Genomic DNA, 18,357 nt, shown 5'->3' with positions numbered 1-18,357 from the left:
TCGCGTGAGAGTCGCTCGGAATTCCCGCAGAGAAGGTCTCAGCCCGGAGAGGGGCTCGCTTTCGGGGCCGGCGGGGTTTTCGAGTGCTTTGCGCACGTGGTGTCCCACTCGGGGATGCGGAGCAGCGCCGGGTTGGCGACGCCGCTTTCGCCGCGTGCTCCGCTCGACGTGCTGGCGAAGGCGAGTCCCTCGACGCAGATTCGGGCGACGTTGGGGAAATTGTCGGCGTTGCGGAAGACCTCGACGTAGTCGACGTCGCCCACCTTGTCCGGCGCCGCGTTCTCCTTGCCGCCGCGATCGCCCAACTGGTCGGAGGAGCAACCGGTCAGCAGGAGAGCGGCGAGAACCGCTCCGGTCCAACCGGCGGACACCGGACGTGCCATTCGTTACTCCTTCGCGTGGGGGAAACGGGCTAGCTTCTGGCCTCTCGTGGCCTCGGTGGAGCCGCGGGGGTGATCAGCTCCACCTCGTTCGCGGCGAGGGCGTCTCTCAGGTCGGGCGGCGGCATGGTGTCGGTGATGAGGTAGTCGGCGGCGCCGAGCTCCGACACCTGGGCGAACAGCCGGCGTCCGAACTTGGAGGAGTCGGCGAGGATCGCCACGCGGGCCGCGCGGGCGAGCATCTCCTGCATCATCGCGGCCTCGGCGAGGTTGCTCGTCGTGTAGCCGGCGTCCGCGGAGACGGCGCCGACGCCGATGAGTGCCAGGTCGCAGCTGATGTCCAGTTCGGTGCCGGTGTTGGTGCGGAAGCTGACCGGGCCGATCGTGGCGAGGGTGAGCGAGCGCACCGCGCCGCCGAAGATGTAGATGTCGCGGATCGCCGTCGGCGGCAGCGCGCCCGGCACCAGCAGGTTGTTCGTCGCCACCGTGAGGTCGCGGTGCTGGCGCAGGCCGCGGGCGAACGCGAGGGTGGTCGTCCCGCCGTTGATCATGATGGTCGAGCCGTCCTGGACGAGTGCCGCGGCCAGTGCCGCGATCTTCTCCTTCTCCTTCTCCTGCTCGTTGAGTCGCTGGTCGACGGCGCGGTCGGTGCGGGAGATCGTGGACAGGCTGACGGCGCCGCCGTACGTGCGCACGAGGATGCCGTCGGCGCTCAGCTGGTCGAGGTCGCGTCGCACGGTGTCGATGGAGACGCCGAAGCGCTCTGCGAGCTCGCTTACCGTGACCTGCCCGGTGTCGGAGACGTACGCGGCCAGTTGGGCCTTGCGTCCGGCAGGTAGGTGGCGCTGCCGATCGTCCCTGTCGCCGCTCACTGATCTCCCTTCGGTAGTGCGGCAGTATGCCACAAACGCACCCCGCTCACGTGCATCGCAGCATAGAACAGCGAAAACCTGCAAGAGTGGGCGGGGTCCTCGAAGCCATGCATCTCCCTGTTCGTCTCCAGGTCGAAGAAGGTGACCGAGACGACTGCCCTGCCGTGCGGGCGCGAGACTTTGCCATAGTGCGCAGCTTTCTGCAGTTCTTCTCTTGTTTACGTTCGTAATGCGCTGCTAACGTGACCGCCACACAGCAGAAAACAGAAAGATCTAGATGTGGAAGGAGCTGGCCATGACGATTCGCGCAGCCCGGCTGAGGCGACTGACAGGGGCGGTGACAGCGGCCGCGATGGTCGCGTTCGTTGCGGCGTGCGGCTCGGGCAGCACAAGCGACTCGGCTGACGCCGGTGCGGACGGCACCGTGACGCTGGAGTTCGCGCAGTGGTGGGGGGCCGAGCTCCCGGCCGAGGATTTCGACAAGATCATCAACGACTTCACGGCCCAGAACCCGAACATCAAGATCAAGCTGCTGAGTGCGCCGTACGCCTCGACCAAGCAGCAGCTGCTCACCGGTGCGGCGTCCAAGACCCTGCCCGACGTGGTCGGTCTCGACGGCGCCTGGGTGAACGACTTCGCCAAGCAGGGCGCGATCACCGACATGTCCAAGCTGATGACCGAGGCGGGCTACGACGACAGCCAGCTCGCCAGCCAGGTGCAGCTCGACGGCAAGACGTACATGATCCCGGTGGTCAACTTCGTCTACCCGCTCTTCGTCAACAAGGACCTGCTCACCAAGGCGGGCATCGAGAAGGTGCCCGGCACGCGCTCCGAGTTCCTGGACGCGGCCAAGAAGATCAGTGCGACCGGCGGCAACGCCAAGGGCTGGGCGCTCCCGCTCGACACCGCGGTGCCCAACGGCATCCAGAACGACGTCATGTCCTGGCTGTGGGCCTCGGGCGGCAGCATGCTGCAGGACGGCAAGCCGAACCTGACCAGTCCCGAGGTCAAGGGCGTGGTCGAGTTCGTGAAGAGCCTGAACGACGCCGACGCCATCGCGCCGGGCTCGCTCACCATGAAAGAGCAGGACAAGGTCGAGAAGTTCACCAACGGCCAGGTCGGCATGATGATCGACTCGCTCGCGCACATCAACCTGATCAAGAAGAACAAGCCGGACCTGAAGTTCGAGATCGCGGCCCTGCCCGCCGAGGACGGCTACACCGGCAAGCGCGGCATCCCCTACGCGTCATGGGGCATCGGCATCTCCGACTCCACCGAGCACAAGGCCGAGGCGTTCAAGTTCGTGTCCTACCTGATGAGCCAGGAGGCGAACGCGAAGCTCAGCACGATCGCGAACGGCTTCCCCGGCAACAAGAACGCGGAGCCCGACTTCAGCGGCGGTGACCCGATGTTCAAGACCGCTTTCGAGATCTACCAGCAGGGCTACCCGGCCAACGAGTTCGTCGGCCTGCCCAAGGCCGAGGACCTGATGCGCAGCTTCGACGAGCAGCTCCAGCTCGTGCTGACCGGCAAGACGAGCGTCGACGAGGCCCTCCAGAAGTCCCAGGAGTCCTGGTCCTCGGTGATCGAGTAGTCCGCCCGGGCGCCGCGCCGCTCCGCCGGCGCGGCGCCTGACCAAGGAGACAGCGATGACATCGGCGCAAGTCGAACCCATGACCGCGCCGGAGAGCGCGCCGCCGCCAGGGCGGGCCGCCCCCGGCCGCGACCGCTCCACCCCGGCCCGGCGCCTGGTCCCGTACGGCTATCTGTCCCCCACGATCCTGCTGATCGTGCTCCTGATGGTGGTCCCCATCGTCATGGTGGTCGGCTACTCGTTCCGGGACAACGTGATCATCCAGGAGAACTCGGTGTTCGCCGGGTTCGCCAACTACGCCAAGGTGCTCACCGACCCGGACTTCCTGGCCGCGCTGAAGAACACCGCGATCTTCATCTCGGTCAGCACCGTGGCCCACCTCGTCCTCGGCCTCGCCTTCGCGATGATGCTCAACACGCGGCTGCTGGGCGGGGTCGCGAAGGCCGTCTTCCGGATCGTCTACATCCTGCCCTGGTTGTTCACGATCGCGGTGATCGCGGTCATCTGGCGGCTGCTGCTCGACCCGGCCGGCGTGGTCAACTACGTGCTGCAGACGCTGGGCCTCATCCAGGAGGGTGTGAACTGGCTCGGTGACCCGAGCACGGCGCTCTGGGCGGTCACCTTCGTCAACATCTGGTCCGGCTATCCGTTCTTCATGATCAGCCTGCTCGCCGGGTTGCAGGGCATCCCCGCCGACCTGTACGAGGCGGCCGCGGTGGACGGGGCGAACCCGCTCCGGCGCTTCCTGAACGTGACGCTCCCGCAGCTGCGGCCGGTGATCATCGGCATGGCGGTGCTCGACCTGATCTGGACGTCCCAGCAGTTCGCGCTGATCTGGATGATGACCGGCGGCGGGCCGCTGAACACCACCGAGATGCTCAGCACCTACACCTACAAGCAGGCCTTCAGCGAGTACGAGTTCGCGACCGCGTCCGCGGCCGCCGTGGTCGTACTGCTGCTCACGATGGTCCTGGCCTTCTTCTACGTACGCCAGCAAAGGGAGCGGTGAGATGGCCACCCTCAAGAGCAGCGTCAAGATGACCGTCAAGACGCGGCACACCCTCGCGAAGGCCGGGGTCGTCACGGGACTCGTCCTCGGCGCGCTGTTCGCCGTCCTGCCGGTCCTGTGGATGCTCTCCACCTCGTTCAAGGGGAACGGAGAGGTCTTCCAGAGCCCGCCGCAGCTGATCACCGAGGGTTTCTCGCTGGACGCCTACCGCGAGATCCTGGGCAACGGCGAGCAGCTGCGGTTCTTCCTCAACAGCTACATCGTCGCCCTCGCGGTGACGGTCCTCACGCTCCTGGTGGCGATCCTGGCCGGGTACGCGTTCAGCCGCTTCACGTTCCCGTTCCAGCGGACCATCAACGCCGTGATCGTCAGCGTCCAGGCGGTGCCGCCGATCACGCTCGTCATCCCGTACTTCGGGCTCGTCGTCGGGCTCGGCCTGTACAACACCTATCCCGGCCTCATCCTCACGCACATGGTGTTCACCCTCCCGTACGCGATCATCATGATCACCGCGTACCTGAACACGCTGCCGCGCGAGCTGGACGAGTCGGTCAAGGTCGACGGCGGTACCGGCTGGACCGCGCTGTGGCGGATCCTGGTGCCGGTCTCGGTGCCCGGTCTGATCGCGGTCGGGATCTACACGTTCATGATCTCGTGGAACGAGTATCTGTTCGCGCTCACGCTGACCCGCACCAACGACATGCGCACGGTGCCGATCGGCATCCAGCTGCTCATGGGCCAGCACTCCTACGAGTGGAACCAGATGATGGCGATGAGCATCCTCGGCTCCATCCCCGTTCTCATCCTCTTCCTTCTCTTCCAGCGGCGGTTCATCGGCGGGCTCACCGCCGGCGCCGTCAAGGCCTGATCCCTCCGGGCCGCTGAACACCCCCCAGTAACCAGACACACCCCCATTTATAAGGAGAAAAACCGAAATGCTGACGACCGGCAAGGCGATTCTGGACGTCGCCAACGAGCACAGTTTCGCCGTGCCCGCGTTCAACATCAGCGACTGGGCGATGTTCAAGGGCATCGTGGAGATCAGCGAGGAGAAGAACGCGCCGCTGATCGTCGGGATCCACCCCGACGAGGCGCGGCACATCGGCCGCGAGATGATCACCGGCATCATCGAGCGCTCGCACAACGCGAGCGTCCCGGTCGCGATCCACTGGGACCACGGCGCCACCTACGAGCAGATCCTGCAGGCGATCCAGTACGGCTTCACCTCCGTGATGATCGACGCCTCGCTGAAGCCGTTCGACGAGAACATCGCCATCTCCAAGCGGGTCGCCGACTCCGCGCACGCCCTCGGCATCTCCGTGGAGGCCGAACTCGGCACGATCGGTGCGACCGACGGCGAGGCCGAGGAGGGCGCCGACACGATCATCTACACCGATCCGGACGACGCGGTCACCTTCGTCGAGGTCACCGGCGCGGACAGTCTCGCCATCGCGATCGGCACCTACCACGGCATCTACCCGGCGCACCTGAAGCCCGAGCTGAAGCTCGACCTGCTCAAGGAGATCAAGAGCCGGCTGCCGATTCCGCTCGTGCTGCACGGCGGCTCCGGCAACCCGGACGACGAGATCGCCGAGGCCGCGCGGATCGGCATCAACAAGATCAACATCTCCAGTGACATCAAGGTCGCGTACCACGACAAGATGCGCGAGATGCTCGCCGACGGAAAGCTGCGCGAGCCGAACAGCATCCAGCCCGCGTGCGTCGAGGCGATGAAGGTGGTCGCCGCCCACAAGATCGACCTGTTCGGCGCCGCCGGCAAGGGCTCGCTCTACTGACATGGCCGACGCCTCCCGTGTGGTTCTCGGCCTCGGCGGTTGCGTCGACTACGAGTTGACGCTCACCGCCGGCGTCCTGGAGCGGCTGGTCGCCGACTACGGCATCGCCGCCGCCGAACCGGCGTCGCCGCCGGCCACCGTGACCGGCGAGCGGGACCTCGTGGTGTCCATTCTCGGATACGTGGCCCGGGGCCGTGGTGGCGAGCACTTCGTCGCCTCCGCCCCGGCGCTCGAGGCCTTCGCCGACCGTTTCCCCTACCGGGCGACCCTGGGCGGCACCTCGGTGCGGGCCGGGATCCTGATGAGCCGGCTGGGTGTGCCGTCGACGCTCCACCTGGTCAGCGTGAACGACACGATCCGGCGGCTGCTGCCGGCGGACGGTGACTACGTCTCCAGCGGCGTCGAGGACACCTTCTACCCCCACCTGATCGTCCAGTACGACCAGGGCCTGCGAATCCGGAGCGGTGACCTCGACATCACCGCGCCGTTCCCGAACCGGCTGATCTACGTCAACGACCCGGCCAACGGCGACATGCTGCTCACCGACGACCTGGGCGACCGGCTCGCCAAGGCGGAGGTCTTTCTCATCTCGGGCCTCAACGCGATGCAGGACGAGGCGGAGCTCGACCGGCGGCTCGCCGAGCTGCGCTCACACATGCGGCGGCTGCCGCCGGGGGCGGTGACCTACTTCGAGGACGCGGCGTACCACGAGCCCGCCTTCAGCCACCGGGTCAGGGACGCGCTGCTCGACGAGATCGACGTGTACGGGCTGAACGAGGACGAGATGCAGTCGTACCTCGGACGCCAGGTCGACCTGCTCTCGGCGGAGGACGTCGCCGCCGCGCTCACGGCGGTCCGCGCGCTCATCCCGGTGCCGACGCTGGTGCTGCACACGAAGTACTGGGCGGCGGCGTTCGGGGAAGGCGCGGGCGAGTACGCCGACGCCCTCGACACCGGCACCGTGATGGCCGCGACCCGCTACTGCCACGGTGACGACTTCACCGGCGAGGACGTCGACCGGCTGCGCCGACGACCGCGAAGGATCGAGTCCGTCGCCTTCGCGAGGGCGTTGCACGAGCGGATGGGCGACACCGTCCACTGCGTCCCGGGATTCTCGCTCGACGTCCAGAACCCCACGACCGTCGGGCTGGGGGACACGTTCGTCGGGGGCTTTCTCGCCGCGCTGGCCCGCGAGGAGCGCCGATGACCATCGCTCGCCGCGCCGGCGCGCACGGAGAACCGACGGTCTCCCGCCGCGCCGGCACGTATGGAAAACCGATGACCGTCTCCCGTCACGCCGGCTCGTAAGGAGGCCCGATGACCATCGAGATACTGTCCGCCAACCAGCCGGAGACGTTCTACCGCGGCGCAGGCCGGATCGCGGAGTTCCGCGGCGCACCGGCGCTGCCCGATCGCCCCGAGGACTGGGTGGGCTCGGTGACCAGCAGGTTCGGGCTCGCCCCTTCTGGGCTGTCCACCCTGCGGGACGGCCGGGTGCTGGCCGAGGCGATCGCCGCCGACCCCGCCTGGTGGCTCGGTCCCGGGCGCACCGACACCGGCGTGCTGGTGAAGCTGCTCGACGCCGGGCAGCGGCTGCCGTTGCACGTGCACCCCGACCGCCGTTTCGCGAACGCGCACCTGGCCTCGCCCTACGGGAAGACCGAGGCATGGGTGATCGTCTCCGCGCGGCCCGACGCGTACGTCCACCTGGGTTTCGCCCGGGACGTGGAGGCCGGCGAGCTGGCCGGTTGGGTGGCGGGCCAGGAGACCGAGCGGATGCTCGCCGCCACCAACAAGGTCCCGGTCGCGGCCGGTGACGCGATCCTCTGCCCGGCAGGACTGCCGCACGCGATCGGCGACGGCATCCTGCTGGTCGAGATCCAGGAGCCGACCGACTTCTCCGTACTGCTGGAGTACGAGGGCTTCGGCCTGTCGGACGGCCACCTCGGCCTCGACTACGACCTCGCCCTGGGCTGCGTCGACCGCGGCGCGTGGACGCCGTCGCGCCTGGACGGGCTTCGGGGCACTCCGGCGCGACTGCTGCCCGAGGCCGCCGACGAGTTCTTCTCCGCCCGCCGCGTGCGCGGCGGCGACCGCCTGGACCAGGGGTTCGGCGTCCTGGTCGCGGTGTCGGGCATGGGAAGGCTGACCGGCGGGAAGGACGACCTGTCGCTCAGGAGGGGGGACACGCTGCTGGTTCCGTACGCGGCCGGCCCGCTTCTCCTGGACGGCGAGATCGAGGTGATCCACATGTCGGCGCCCACCGCTCCCCACCGTCCGCCGTCGGGCTGAGGACATGACCGCGGGCCGACCCACATCGAGTGCCCTGACCATCCGCGGACTTCGCGGATCTTCGACCCGGCCCTGGTGAACGGGGAGTCGCCCGACCCGGGAGGAGTAGTCGATCCCGGGCGGAAAACCTCTCCGGTCGGGCGGCGGTGTGGGCCGGCTTCTACCGGTCGGCGAGAGGGGAGGCCGCCTGGGGGTGTGAGGCGGCCTCGGGACAGCCCGGCGGAGGGCTCATCGCTCCCGAGCGGGAGACCACGGTGAAGGACGCGTCGAGGTTCGTGAGCTTCAGGAGCTTGAGAACCACGGGCGGGGCTCCGGCCAGGAGCAGAGGTGTGTCCCGTTCGCGCGCGTGCCGCCTGATGGCGATCAGCGCGCTCAGGCCGCAGGCGTCGATGAAGGTGACGCCTGACAGGTCGATGATGACCGTACCGGGGCAGGCGTCGATGACGTCCTGGGTGAAGACCGACAGTTTCGGTCTGGTGGCGAGGTCGAGCTCACCGGCCACCGTGATGACCACGAAGCCATCGGCGTGCTCGCTCGTGAGTTGCAGTGCGTTCATCGCCCACTTCCCTGCAGGCTGACGTGAATGTACGTATCCGGCCAGGGGGTGTCGCTCGGACGCCTGGCCTCAGCTCGCCGCCTCCCTGGCCGCGTCGTGCGGGCGCGGAGGGGATGGACGATCTGAAGCCACGATACTCCCTAACGGTGCGAACCATCGCTTTCCGTGATCGTGTAGCTTCGAAGCGAAGTGTAGATGCCAACCTGGATATGTGCCAGCTATTCAAGGAAACAGCTTTGTAGCCGTGTCCCCGAAGGCTCGTCAGGGCGGTTCCCGAGTGGCGGGAGAGGGCCCTGCGCCGGGTGGGAAAGCGGGCCTGAGCTGGGCGGATTCAGCCCGCGGAATGGCTCGGGGCCATGGCGTCGAGTGCGTCGCGCAGGGTGGCTCGCGTCTCGAAGTGCCTGTCGAGATTCGTGATCGTCAACAGATGTGTGATCATGCCGGGGCTCACCACCAGCATGAGGTGACCGTGGGCCTCCTTGATCCGGGTGAGCGTGCCCACGATGACCCCCAGCCCCACCGAGTCGCAGAACGGCACGCCCGTCAGGTCCAGCACCAGGTTCGGGGTTCCGGCGTCCTCCAGGGCGTGGTCGATCTCCGCGCGCAACCGCGGAGCCACGGCCATGTCGAGCTCGCCCGCCGCCTGTACGACCACACAGGTGCCACTGCGCCACGTCTGAACGTCGAATGTCGAGATCACGATCATCACCTCCGTGCCTTTTCAGCTTCCCTGGCAGAAGGTTGTTATGCACGTAGCTCACTTTTTGCAGATATTGTCGGTCGCTGTTCTTGCTGTCGGAGTCGCGGTAGGGGTGGCGGCCGCTGTAGGCGCGGCGGTCTCCTGCACGGTGACCTTCTTCGCCCGCTCGTGTTTCCGGCCGACGACCACCTCGATCTTGTCACCGAGGCTCTCCACCGGGCGCAGGTCCGCTCCGGGCAGCGCGGCGGCGACGGTGTGTGCCGAGTCCTCGCGGCCGGGGCCGTACCGGATGACGGTCTTGTCGAAGTCCTTCTGCGGGGTGTTGCCGGGGATCTCGGGCACCAGGAAGCCGACCCTCTGCAGGTCCGCCCTGGTCTGCGCGCCCAGCCCCGTGATCGTGGTGCCGTTGAGCACGGTGAGGGCGATCCGCGAGGGCGCGACGGTCAGCGCGGGAGCCGAGGGGGAGGCCGTCGGGGTGGGCGTGGCCTTAGGGGGCTTGGAGGGCTTGACGAGCGTCTCGTCGGCGGCGATCCTGCGGAACAACTCCTTGGCCGCCGCTTTGTCCCAGAGGACGGCGGACTCGCCGGTCGGCGTCTTGTAGTCGACGTCCGCGAGCGGGACCGTGGCGAAGGTCACGTCGTCGGTGGAGACGTCCTTGAGCTGGTCGGCCAGGCCGAGCAGGTCCCCGCGGAGCGCGTCGTCCACCCGGATCGTGTCGAGAGCCGTGTCGACGAACGAGGCGAGCCTCACCGGGTTGGTCAGCGTCTCACCGCTGAGCGCCTGGTTCAGCAACGCGGAGATCACCTGCTGCTGGCGGTCGATGCGGTCGAGGTCGGAGCGGGCGGTGGCGCGGGTGCGGGCGTAGGCGAGCGCCTTGACGCCGTCGAAGGAGTATGTGCCCGGCTGCAGGTTGAGCGCGGTCTTCGGGTCGTTGATCGGGACCGGGGTGCAGACCGAGATGCCGCCGAGGGCGTCGACCACCTCGATGAACCCCAGCACGTTGACCTCGACGTAGTGATGGATGGTCAGGCCGGTGACGGCCTGCACCGTGCGCGTCGTGAGCTTCGGGCCGCCGAACTGGTAGGCGGCGTTGATCTTGTGCTCGCCGTTGCCGGGAATCGCCGTCCAGGTGTCGCGGGGGAGGCTGACCACGGTGACCTTGCGGTGGTCCTCCGACACGTGGATCACCATCATGGTGTCGGTGCGCTCGCCGGTCTCGCGGCCCAGCTTGAGCTGGTTCTGCTGTTTGCGGGTGAGGTTGTCACGCTTGTCGACCCCGACCACCAGGATGTTCATCGCGCCGGTGCTCGACCGCGATCCCTGGACCCCGGCGTCGACCGCCTCGATCTTCTCCGTGGCGTAGTTGGTCAACGCCCAGGTCACTCCAGAACTGCCCAGGACCAGGCAGGAGAGCGCGCCGGCGATCACCAGGCCGCGCCGCCTGGTGCGGGCGCCCCTCGCCGACCTGCGAACACGCCTCGGGTCCACCCGGACGCTTCCGTAGGCGTCACCGCCCACGTGCACACCCGAATCCTCCTCCGGGTCGCGCATGCATGGCCCCCTAGGCTCCAGCTGGGTCGATGAGGTACCCGTTCGTACAGTAGCGTGAGCGACGCCATGAAGCAGTTCCCCGACTCGCCCTCGCCGGCGTCGTCTTCCGAGACACGTGTCTGGCCCCCCATCTCCATCGTCATCCCGGTGCTGAACGAGGAGCGCCATCTGAGGGAGGCGGTGCGTCAGGTGCTGTCGCAGCGATACGCGGGACCGATCGAGGTCGTGCTCGCGATCGGCCCCTCCCACGACCGTACCCAGGAAGTCGCCGACGAAATCGCCGCCGCCGACCCTCGGGTGATCGTCGTTCCCAACCCGACCGGCCGCACTCCCAACGCGCTCAACGCGGCGATCGCCGCGTCCGGTAACTCGATCATCGCGAGGGTGGACGGCCACGCGATGCTCCCCGAGGACTACCTCCAGGTCGCGGTGGAGACCCTTGAGGAGACCGGCGCCGACAACGTGGGCGGCGTGATGGCGGCCGAGGGCGTCACTCCCTTCGAGCAGGCCGTGGCCCGCGCGATGACGTCCAAGATCGGTGTCGGCGGCGCCCGGTTCCACACCGGCGGCACCGCCGGCCCGGCCGACACGGTCTACCTCGGTGTGTTCCGCCGCGCCGCGCTGGAGCGGGTCGGCGGCTACGACGAACACTTCCAGCGCGCCCAGGACTGGGAGATGAACCACCGCATCCGCGAGTCGGGCGGCCTGGTCTGGTTCCAGCCCCGGATGCGCGTCTCCTACCGGCCGAGGCCCAACCTCAAGGCCCTCGCCAAGCAGTACTTCCACTACGGCCGCTGGCGCAGGGTGGTCGCCCGCACCCACGAGGGCACGATCAACCTGCGTTACCTGGCGCCTCCGCTCGCCGTGCTCGCCATCCTGGCGGGCCTGGTGGTCTCCCCGTTCTTCTGGCCGGGGCTGTTGATCCCCGGCGGCTACCTGGCGGCGATCCTCGCCGGTTCCGCGATCACCGGCAGCGGCCTGCCCACCCCGGCGCTCGTCCGGCTGCCGCTGGTCTACGTCACCATGCACATGTCGTGGGGCTGGGGTTTCCTCACCAGCCCGAGAAGGCTGGGAAAGCCCGGCCACGCGGGCGGCTGATCAAGGACGGGAGTCGATCACCTGACCGGTGACGCCGGAGGCGAGCACGTCCAGTGAGGTGCGGGCGACGGTGTGCGAGGAGGACGGGCCCGTCGGCGTCGCGGCTCCGGCCCGTCCGGGTTCCACGCAGTTGACCCGAATCCCGTACTCCGTCCACTCCCTGGCGAGAGCGAGGGTCAGCCCGGCCACGGCGGCTCCCGCGAAGGAGCGCAGGCCCTCGCCCGCCCCGTCCCCACCGGGAGAGGGGGAGTGGAACAGCAGCTGTCCCCGTGTCTCGCGGAGGTGGGGGAGCGCCGCCCTGGCGACGGTGACGGGACCGAGGTGGTCCGCGTTCACGGTCCCGGCGATCGTGGCGTCGTCCACCGCGTCGAGCCTGCCCTGTGGTGGCGTGCCCGCCGCGCTGATCACGTAGTCGATACCGCCCGTCTCCTTGACGACCCGGGCGAGCGCGTCGGCCACCGCCCGGGGGTCGTCCACGCGCACTTCGCCGGGGGCCGGTGATCCGGGGAAGGGGAACACCCGGGCGCCGTACTCTCCGGCGAGTCGCGCCACCTCGGCGCCGGCGCCGTCGTCCGCGCGGAAGACCACCACGGTCCTGCCCTCCAGCGTCTCGCGCAGGGCGGTGTCCGAGCGGGAGGGAACCTCGCTCGCGGCGAGCCTGAGGAGCCTGTCGGCGACGAAGAGGTCCACCGGGTGCGTGACCTTCATGTTCCGCTCGCTGCCCGGCACCACGTGGATCGGCACGTCGGGCAGGTAGCGCAGCACCACGCCGCAGTCGTCGGTGGCCGACCGGTCGCCGAAGCCGGGATCGGCGAAGGCGCGCTCGTACGCCTCGCGGATCACCGAGAGCCGGAAACACTGCGGGGTCTGGACGCGGCGCAGGCGGGCACGGTCGGGGACGTCACTGACGATCTCCCCGTGCGGCCCCGGCGAGGTCACCACGATCGTGTCGGAACTCGGGATCGCCACCTCGACCGCCGAGAAGGTCCTCAGCGCCTCGACGCAGTCGGCGATGATCCTTCTGTCCGCCAGCGGCCGTACGGCGTCGTGCAGCAGCACGTGGCACTCCTGCGCGCCCAGGGCCTGCAGCGCCCGCCAGGTGGTCTCCGGGCGGCTCGCGCCGCCCTCCAGGATCCTGCCGACCTTCGTGAAGCCGTTGCGCTCGACGATCCGCTCCACCTCGCCGGTGAAGCCGGGCGCCATCAGGACGATGATCTCGTCGATCTCCGGTGCCTCCTGGAACAGGGCGAGGGTGTGTTCGAGGATCGTCCTGCCCGCTATCTCCAGCAGTTGTTTGGGGGTGTCGTGGCCGACGCGTCGGCCGACGCCGCCCGCCAGGACCACACCGACGGTTCGGGGACGCGGTTCACGTTCGGCCACGATCGGATTCCTTTGACAGTTCGGGTATGGCGAGCGTAATGGGTGTGTCCCTGATCGTCCGGCGTGCTCCCGTGCTATCCCGTCAAGATCTAGCTACGCTGAGTGCGCACTCCCCGATTCGTACGGTGATCCCGTCGGATACGAAGGAGCCCGGATTGCCTGACTCTCGCGCCACCGTCTCGTCCGACGCCTCGCAGGCGGTCGCGGTCGTGCTCGCCACCACCGAGGCGTCCGACCTGCGATGTCCCGCCGGGACGCTCCTCGACAGGCTGACCGGCCAGCTCGCCACGCTTCCCGTACGGGATGTGCACGTGATGGCCCGTTCCAGTGACATCATCCACGTGCCGGGCGGCACCCACATGATCGGGACGGAGGGGCCGAAAGGGCTCGCCGACGACCTGCGCAGGGTCGCGAAGGCGGCCCGCTCGTCCGTCGGGCCGGTGCTGGTGGTCGCCGGTGACCTGGTGGCGCACACCGAGGCGCTGGCCATGCTCGTGGAGCACCCGGCCCGCGACACCTGCGCGCTGGTGGGTGGAAAGGACGAGCCGCCGGGGCCGACGCGACCGCCGGTCAGGATCGAGGGCAGGTCGGTGGTGGCCGCGGGCACCTCCTTCCACGAGGTGGGCGAGACCAACGGCACCTTCAGGGGCGCGCTCCAGGTCGGCGTGCCCGACCTCGCGGGCTTCGCCGAGACCACCGAGACGCTCGCCGAGCTCGCCGAGGCGGGCGGCTTCGGCCCGATGGAAGGCGGCGAGGTCCCCGGCCTGCTCCTGGTCGGCCTCGTCCGCTCCGGCGTCCAGGTGCGGGCGGCGAGACTCGGCCGCCTCCACGCCGACCGGATGACCGTGCAGGCGGACGCCGACGTGGCCGTGCCCCGGCTGGCCGAGGTCGACGAGAACGAGGCCAGGCTGGACGCCGCGGTCAAGAGCGACGACGGCTTCTTCGCCACGTACGCGGTGAGCTCCTGGTCCAGGCACCTGCTGAAGCCGATCACCGGGCTCGGCCTGACCCCGAACGCGGTCACCGGCATATCCGTCGGTCTCGCCGCGCTCGCGGCGGTCTGGTTCTCCGAGGGCACCAGGCCGGGGCTGATCGCGGGAGCGGTCCTGCTCTACCTGTCGTTCGTGCTCGACTGCGTCGACGGGCAGCTCGCCCGCTACACCCGCACCTTCTCGCCGCTCGGGGCGTGGCTGGACGCCACCTTCGACCGTGTCAAGGAGTACGCCGTCTACCTGGGCCTCGCCGTCGGATACGCGGCGGGGGCGGACGTCGCGGGTGGCGGCCCTGACGGCATCTGGGCGCTCGCGGTGGCCGCGATGATCCTGCAGATGCTCCGCCACATGATCGACTTCTCGTACGCGGGCGCGCGGGCCGACGCGAGCCGGGTGGGCGCGGCCTGGACCAGGGCGGCGGGCTCGCTGGGGAGGACGGACTCGCTGAGCAGGGCGGCCGCCGCGGACGACGCCCGGACAGGAGGCGGCAACCCGATCCTGTGGCTCTCGCGGACCATGGAGAAGGCGTCGCCCACCCGCTGGTTCAAGAAGATCATCGTGTTGCCCATCGGGGAACGGATGGCCCTGATCGCGGTGACCGCGGCCTTCTTCAACGCCCGGGTGACCTTCGTCGCGCTGCTGGTCTGGGGTGGGATCGCGGCCCTCTACGTCCTCTCCGGCCGGACCGGCAGATCGCTCAGCCGATGACCGGAGGCCGCGGGCGCGATGACCGGCGGGGACGGATGTCCCGCCGGACGAGGGACGAATCCGTCCTCGGGTCTCTCCTCACCCGGGACGAATCTCGCCTCGGGTCTCCCCTCACCCGGACGGATCTCCCGTCAGGCGACCCTCAGGTAAGTGGAAGAAGCAGGTGCGATCATGATTTCTGTGCATATGGCGCCGGTGCCGCGGAGCGCCGTGGTCGCCTACCGGGACGACGGGGTGCTGTCGAGGGGCATGGGCGCCATGGTGGCCGGGCAACTCCCGCCGCTGCCGCCCGCGATCGTCGGGATGTTCGTCACCGGGGTGCTGCTCCTCGTCGGCGTGGCCGGCACCGAAGGACCCGCGGTGTTCGCCCCGGCGGTGGCGCTGCTGCTGGCCGGTCCCGGCAGCTCCCATCCGCACGACGGCCGGCTCGACTGGCTGGTGCCGCCGATCCTGCGCCTCACCGAGTACGGCTTCGTGGCCTCGGTGGGCTTCGCGCACGACGTGCCGCCGTGGCTGATCTTCATGTTGCTCGGCGCGATGGCCTTCCACCACTACGACGTCGTCTATCGGCTGAGGCAGCGGGTCTACCCGCCCGCCTGGCTGGCCACATCCGGCCTCGGCTGGGACGGCCGGATGCTGCTCATCGCCCTCGGCGGGCTCGCCGGGCAGGTCACGCTGATGTTCGCCCTGCTCTCGCTCTACCTGTGGTGCCTCTTCTCCTGGGAAAGTGTCACCTGCTGGCTGGCCGCCCCGAGGTTCGGGGTGGACGCGGCCGACCTCGGCGCCCACGATTGAGAACGCCCGGCGAACGCCCAATTACACGATCAGGGCGTGAAGGCAACTAATCTTTGGGGCCTAGGAGTGCCCGCCGGGAGGCTCTCACCCGAATGAGGAGTGCACGTTGCTGGGAATGGTGCTGGCCGCCGGGGCTGGACGACGCCTGCGGCCGTACACGGACACGCTGCCCAAGGCGCTCGTGCCGGTCGACGGCGACACCACGATCATGGACATCTCGCTGCGCAACCTCGCGGCGGCCGATCTTCGTGACGTCGTGGTCATCGTCGGCTACCAGGCGCAGGCGGTACACGAGCGCAAGGCCGAGCTGGAGCGGCGGCACGGTGTGAAGCTCACCCTCGTGCACAACGACAAGGCCGAGGAGTGGAACAACGCCTACTCCCTGTGGTGCGCGCGCGACTACTTCGACCAGGGCGTGCTCCTGGTCAACGGTGACACGGTGCACCCCGTCTCGGTGGAGGAGACGCTGCTCTCCGCGCCGGTGACCAGCGACATCCTGCTCGCGGTCGACGACGTCAAGAAGCTCGCCGACGAGGAGATGAAGGTGACCCTCGACGACGACCGCCACCTGCGGCTGATCACCAAGTTGATGGACCCGGCCGCCGCCGCCGGTGAGTACATCGGCGCCACGCTCATCCGTTCCGGCATCGGTGACCGCCTCGCCGACGCCCTCCAGGCCACCTTCGAGCGCGACCCGCAGCTCTACTACGAGGACGGCTACCAGGAGCTCGTCGCCCGCGGTGAGAAGATCGCCGTCGCTCCGATCGGCGACGTCCCGTGGGTCGAGGTAGACAACCACGACGACCTCGCCAGGGCGCGGGAGATCGCGTGCCGATACTAGCCAGGATGCTCCCGGCACCCCTGTCCATGGAGGTGCGCCGGGGCGCCGTCGCCCAGCTCGGCACGTTGCTGGCCGACAGCAGGGTGGCGACCTCCGGTCGGGTGGCGGTGGCCGTGGGCGCGGGCCAGGGAGACAGGATCGCCTCGGTGATCACTCCCTCGCTCGGCCAGGCCCAGGTCTTCCGGGTGCCCGACGGCTCGGTCGACGCGGCGATCTCGCTCGGCGCCGACCTGCGCAAGGGGGCGTACGAGGCGGTCGTGGGCATCGGCGGCGGCAAGACCATCGACGTGACCAAGTACGCCGCGTCGCTGGCCGGGATCCCGATGGTGGCGGTGGCCACCAACCTGTCGCACGACGGGATCTGCTCGCCGGTGGCCTCGCTCACGCACGACGGAGGCAAGGGCTCCTTCGGCGTCCCCATGCCGCTCGCCATCATGGTCGATCTCGATTTCGTGCACGACGCGCCCGCCTCGCTGGTCAGGTCCGGGGTCGGTGACGTGGTCAGCAACCTCTCGGCGATCGAGGACTGGCAGCTCGGCGCGGGCGAGCGCGGGGAGCCGATCGACGGCCTGGCCTGCGCGATGGCCCGCACCGCGGCGGAGGCGGTGATCGGCAGATCCGACTCGATCGAGTCCGACGCGTTCCTGACCGTGCTGGCCGAGGCGCTTATCCTGTCGGGCATGTCGATGGTGGTCGCCGGATCCTCACGTCCTTCGAGTGGCGGAGATCATGAGATCCTGCATGCCGTGGATCAGCTTTTTCCCGGCACCTCCAACCACGGCGAGCTCGCCGGGATAGGTGCCGCGTTCTGTTTCTTCCTCCGCGAGGACTCACGGAGGCTCAATCAGGTCGTCGACTGCCTGCGCGGGCACGAGCTACCGGTCACCCCCGCCGATGTGGGGCTGTCCCCGGCCGAGTTCACCGAGGCGGTCGCGCTGGCCCCGGCCACGCGTCCCGGCCGCTACACGATTCTTGAGCACCTGCGCCTGTCGGAGCCGGAGATTCGCGATCGGGTGGAGGATTATGTCCGGGCCGTCGGTCGCTGAGCTCCGTGCGGTGGCCCAGCCGCACACGACCATGGACCGCAACAGCGGCGAGCACTGGGCCGGCGCTCTCTACATGCGCAAGCTGTCGATCTACGTCACCTGGTTCCTCGCCAAGACGCCGATCACGCCCAACCAGACCACCTGGCTGATGATCTTCACCGGCCTGCTGGCCGGAGCCGTGCTCGCGCTGCCCGGACTCTGGGCGGCCGTCCTCGCGGCCCTGCTGGTCCAGCTCTACCTGCTGCTCGACTGCTCCGACGGCGAGTTGGCCCGCTGGACCGGGCGCACCTCCATCACGGGCGTCTACCTCGACCGGGTCGGTCACTACTTCGCCGAGGCCGCGATCCTCATCGGGCTGGGCTTCCGGGCGTCGGAGGTCCTGCCCGACTGGTACACCGTGACGGGGTTCGCCGCCGCGCTCGGCGCGATCCTGATCAAGGCGGAGACCGACCTGGTCGACGTGGCCCGCGCCCGCTCCGGGCTGGTCGCGGCGACCGAGGCCTCGGCCGAGCACTTCCGGTCGCGCGGGCTGGGCATGGCGCGCAAGGCGGCCGCGGCGCTGAAGTTCCACCGGATCGTGCAGGCGGTCGAGCTGTCACTCCTCATCGTGGTCGCCGCGATCTGGGACGCGATCAACGGAGGGCTGGCGGCGACGAGGATCCTCGTGGTGGCCTGCGTGATCGTCGCCGTGCTGCAGATGATCCTGCATCTGATCAGCATTCTGGCGTCCAGGCGGCTTTCATGAGG

General features: G+C 69.0%; 18 protein-coding genes. 12 read left to right on the top strand and 6 right to left on the bottom strand.

The features are described from left to right. Window positions 1-38: 38 nt before the first annotated feature. Entirely contained in the window at window positions 39-383 is a 345-nt protein-coding gene (locus ACFY3D_RS06560; protein ID WP_389975757.1) for a hypothetical protein, read from the bottom strand. Window positions 384-412: 29 nt separating this feature from the next. After that, window positions 413-1,252, bottom strand: coding sequence for a DeoR/GlpR family DNA-binding transcription regulator (locus tag ACFY3D_RS06555; protein ID WP_389975754.1), 840 nt, complete (start codon window positions 1,250-1,252; stop codon window positions 413-415). A 295-nt stretch (window positions 1,253-1,547) separates the two neighbouring features. On the opposite strand from ACFY3D_RS06555, the gene ACFY3D_RS06550 reads away from it, so the two are divergent. The 6 genes from ACFY3D_RS06550 (at window position 1,548) to ACFY3D_RS06525 (ending at window position 7,943) form a co-directional block, all read left to right on the top strand. After that, window positions 1,548-2,846 carry an ABC transporter substrate-binding protein gene (locus tag ACFY3D_RS06550; protein ID WP_389975750.1) on the top strand — a complete coding sequence of 433 codons (1,299 nt, stop codon included), beginning with the start codon at window positions 1,548-1,550 and terminating at the stop codon, window positions 2,844-2,846. Between the two features lie 55 nt (window positions 2,847-2,901). Beyond that, entirely contained in the window at window positions 2,902-3,855 is a 954-nt protein-coding gene (locus ACFY3D_RS06545) for a sugar ABC transporter permease (protein WP_350946440.1), read from the top strand. Window position 3,856: 1 nt separating this feature from the next. Beyond that, entirely contained in the window at window positions 3,857-4,723 is an 867-nt protein-coding gene (locus tag ACFY3D_RS06540; protein WP_389975747.1) for a carbohydrate ABC transporter permease, read from the top strand. 67 nt (window positions 4,724-4,790) lie between these two features. After that, window positions 4,791-5,651, top strand: coding sequence for a ketose-bisphosphate aldolase (locus tag ACFY3D_RS06535; protein WP_389774161.1), 861 nt, complete (start codon window positions 4,791-4,793; stop codon window positions 5,649-5,651). 1 nt (window position 5,652) lies between these two features. Continuing rightward, window positions 5,653-6,858, top strand: coding sequence for an ADP-dependent glucokinase/phosphofructokinase (locus tag ACFY3D_RS06530; protein WP_389975744.1), 1,206 nt, complete (start codon window positions 5,653-5,655; stop codon window positions 6,856-6,858). Between the two features lie 110 nt (window positions 6,859-6,968). Beyond that, on the top strand, window positions 6,969-7,943 hold the full coding sequence (locus ACFY3D_RS06525; protein ID WP_389975741.1) for a class I mannose-6-phosphate isomerase: 975 nt from the start codon (window positions 6,969-6,971) through the stop codon (window positions 7,941-7,943). Window positions 7,944-8,103: 160 nt separating this feature from the next. On the opposite strand, the gene ACFY3D_RS06520 is transcribed toward ACFY3D_RS06525, so the two are convergent. From ACFY3D_RS06520 to ACFY3D_RS06510, 3 genes are all read right to left on the bottom strand, one after another. Then, a complete protein-coding gene (locus ACFY3D_RS06520; RefSeq protein WP_389975738.1) occupies window positions 8,104-8,499 on the bottom strand; it encodes an STAS domain-containing protein in 396 nt (131 codons plus the stop codon). Between the two features lie 331 nt (window positions 8,500-8,830). Next, window positions 8,831-9,199, bottom strand: coding sequence for an STAS domain-containing protein (locus tag ACFY3D_RS06515; RefSeq protein ID WP_350946446.1), 369 nt, complete (start codon window positions 9,197-9,199; stop codon window positions 8,831-8,833). A 57-nt stretch (window positions 9,200-9,256) separates the two neighbouring features. Next, entirely contained in the window at window positions 9,257-10,750 is a 1,494-nt protein-coding gene (locus ACFY3D_RS06510) for an LCP family protein (RefSeq protein ID WP_389975735.1), read from the bottom strand. Window positions 10,751-10,816: 66 nt separating this feature from the next. Between ACFY3D_RS06510 and ACFY3D_RS06505 the strand changes: the two genes are divergently transcribed. Continuing rightward, window positions 10,817-11,848: a glycosyltransferase family 2 protein gene (locus tag ACFY3D_RS06505; protein WP_389774259.1), complete on the top strand. Its 1,032-nt coding sequence runs from the start codon at window positions 10,817-10,819 to the stop codon at window positions 11,846-11,848. On the opposite strand, the gene ACFY3D_RS06500 is transcribed toward ACFY3D_RS06505, so the two are convergent. Further along, complete coding sequence (locus ACFY3D_RS06500; RefSeq protein WP_389975732.1) at window positions 11,849-13,228, bottom strand: SDR family oxidoreductase; 1,380 nt, start codon at window positions 13,226-13,228, stop codon at window positions 11,849-11,851. 155 nt (window positions 13,229-13,383) lie between these two features. On the opposite strand from ACFY3D_RS06500, the gene ACFY3D_RS06495 reads away from it, so the two are divergent. The 5 genes from ACFY3D_RS06495 (at window position 13,384) to ACFY3D_RS06475 (ending at window position 18,355) form a co-directional block, all read left to right on the top strand. Further along, window positions 13,384-14,928, top strand: coding sequence for a CDP-alcohol phosphatidyltransferase family protein (locus tag ACFY3D_RS06495; protein WP_389975729.1), 1,545 nt, complete (start codon window positions 13,384-13,386; stop codon window positions 14,926-14,928). Between the two features lie 171 nt (window positions 14,929-15,099). Beyond that, a complete protein-coding gene (locus ACFY3D_RS06490; protein ID WP_389975727.1) occupies window positions 15,100-15,723 on the top strand; it encodes a DUF5941 domain-containing protein in 624 nt (207 codons plus the stop codon). A gap of 106 nt (window positions 15,724-15,829) precedes the next feature. After that, window positions 15,830-16,564: a sugar phosphate nucleotidyltransferase gene (locus tag ACFY3D_RS06485; RefSeq protein ID WP_389975724.1), complete on the top strand. Its 735-nt coding sequence runs from the start codon at window positions 15,830-15,832 to the stop codon at window positions 16,562-16,564. Window positions 16,565-16,569: 5 nt separating this feature from the next. Further along, window positions 16,570-17,610 carry an iron-containing alcohol dehydrogenase family protein gene (locus ACFY3D_RS06480; RefSeq protein WP_350946452.1) on the top strand — a complete coding sequence of 347 codons (1,041 nt, stop codon included), beginning with the start codon at window positions 16,570-16,572 and terminating at the stop codon, window positions 17,608-17,610. After that, window positions 17,588-18,355, top strand: a complete 768-nt coding sequence (locus tag ACFY3D_RS06475; protein WP_362896366.1) for a CDP-alcohol phosphatidyltransferase family protein — start codon at window positions 17,588-17,590, stop codon at window positions 18,353-18,355. Before ACFY3D_RS06480 ends, ACFY3D_RS06475 begins: the two co-directional genes overlap by 23 nt. Window positions 18,356-18,357: the final 2 nt, after the last annotated feature.

This window comes from Streptosporangium sp. NPDC000509 (assembly GCF_042898365.1).
GTDB lineage: Bacteria > Actinomycetota > Actinomycetes > Streptosporangiales > Streptosporangiaceae > Streptosporangium.
Note: the sequence above shows the minus strand (reverse complement) of the source record. Positions and strands in the feature narration are given on the sequence as shown.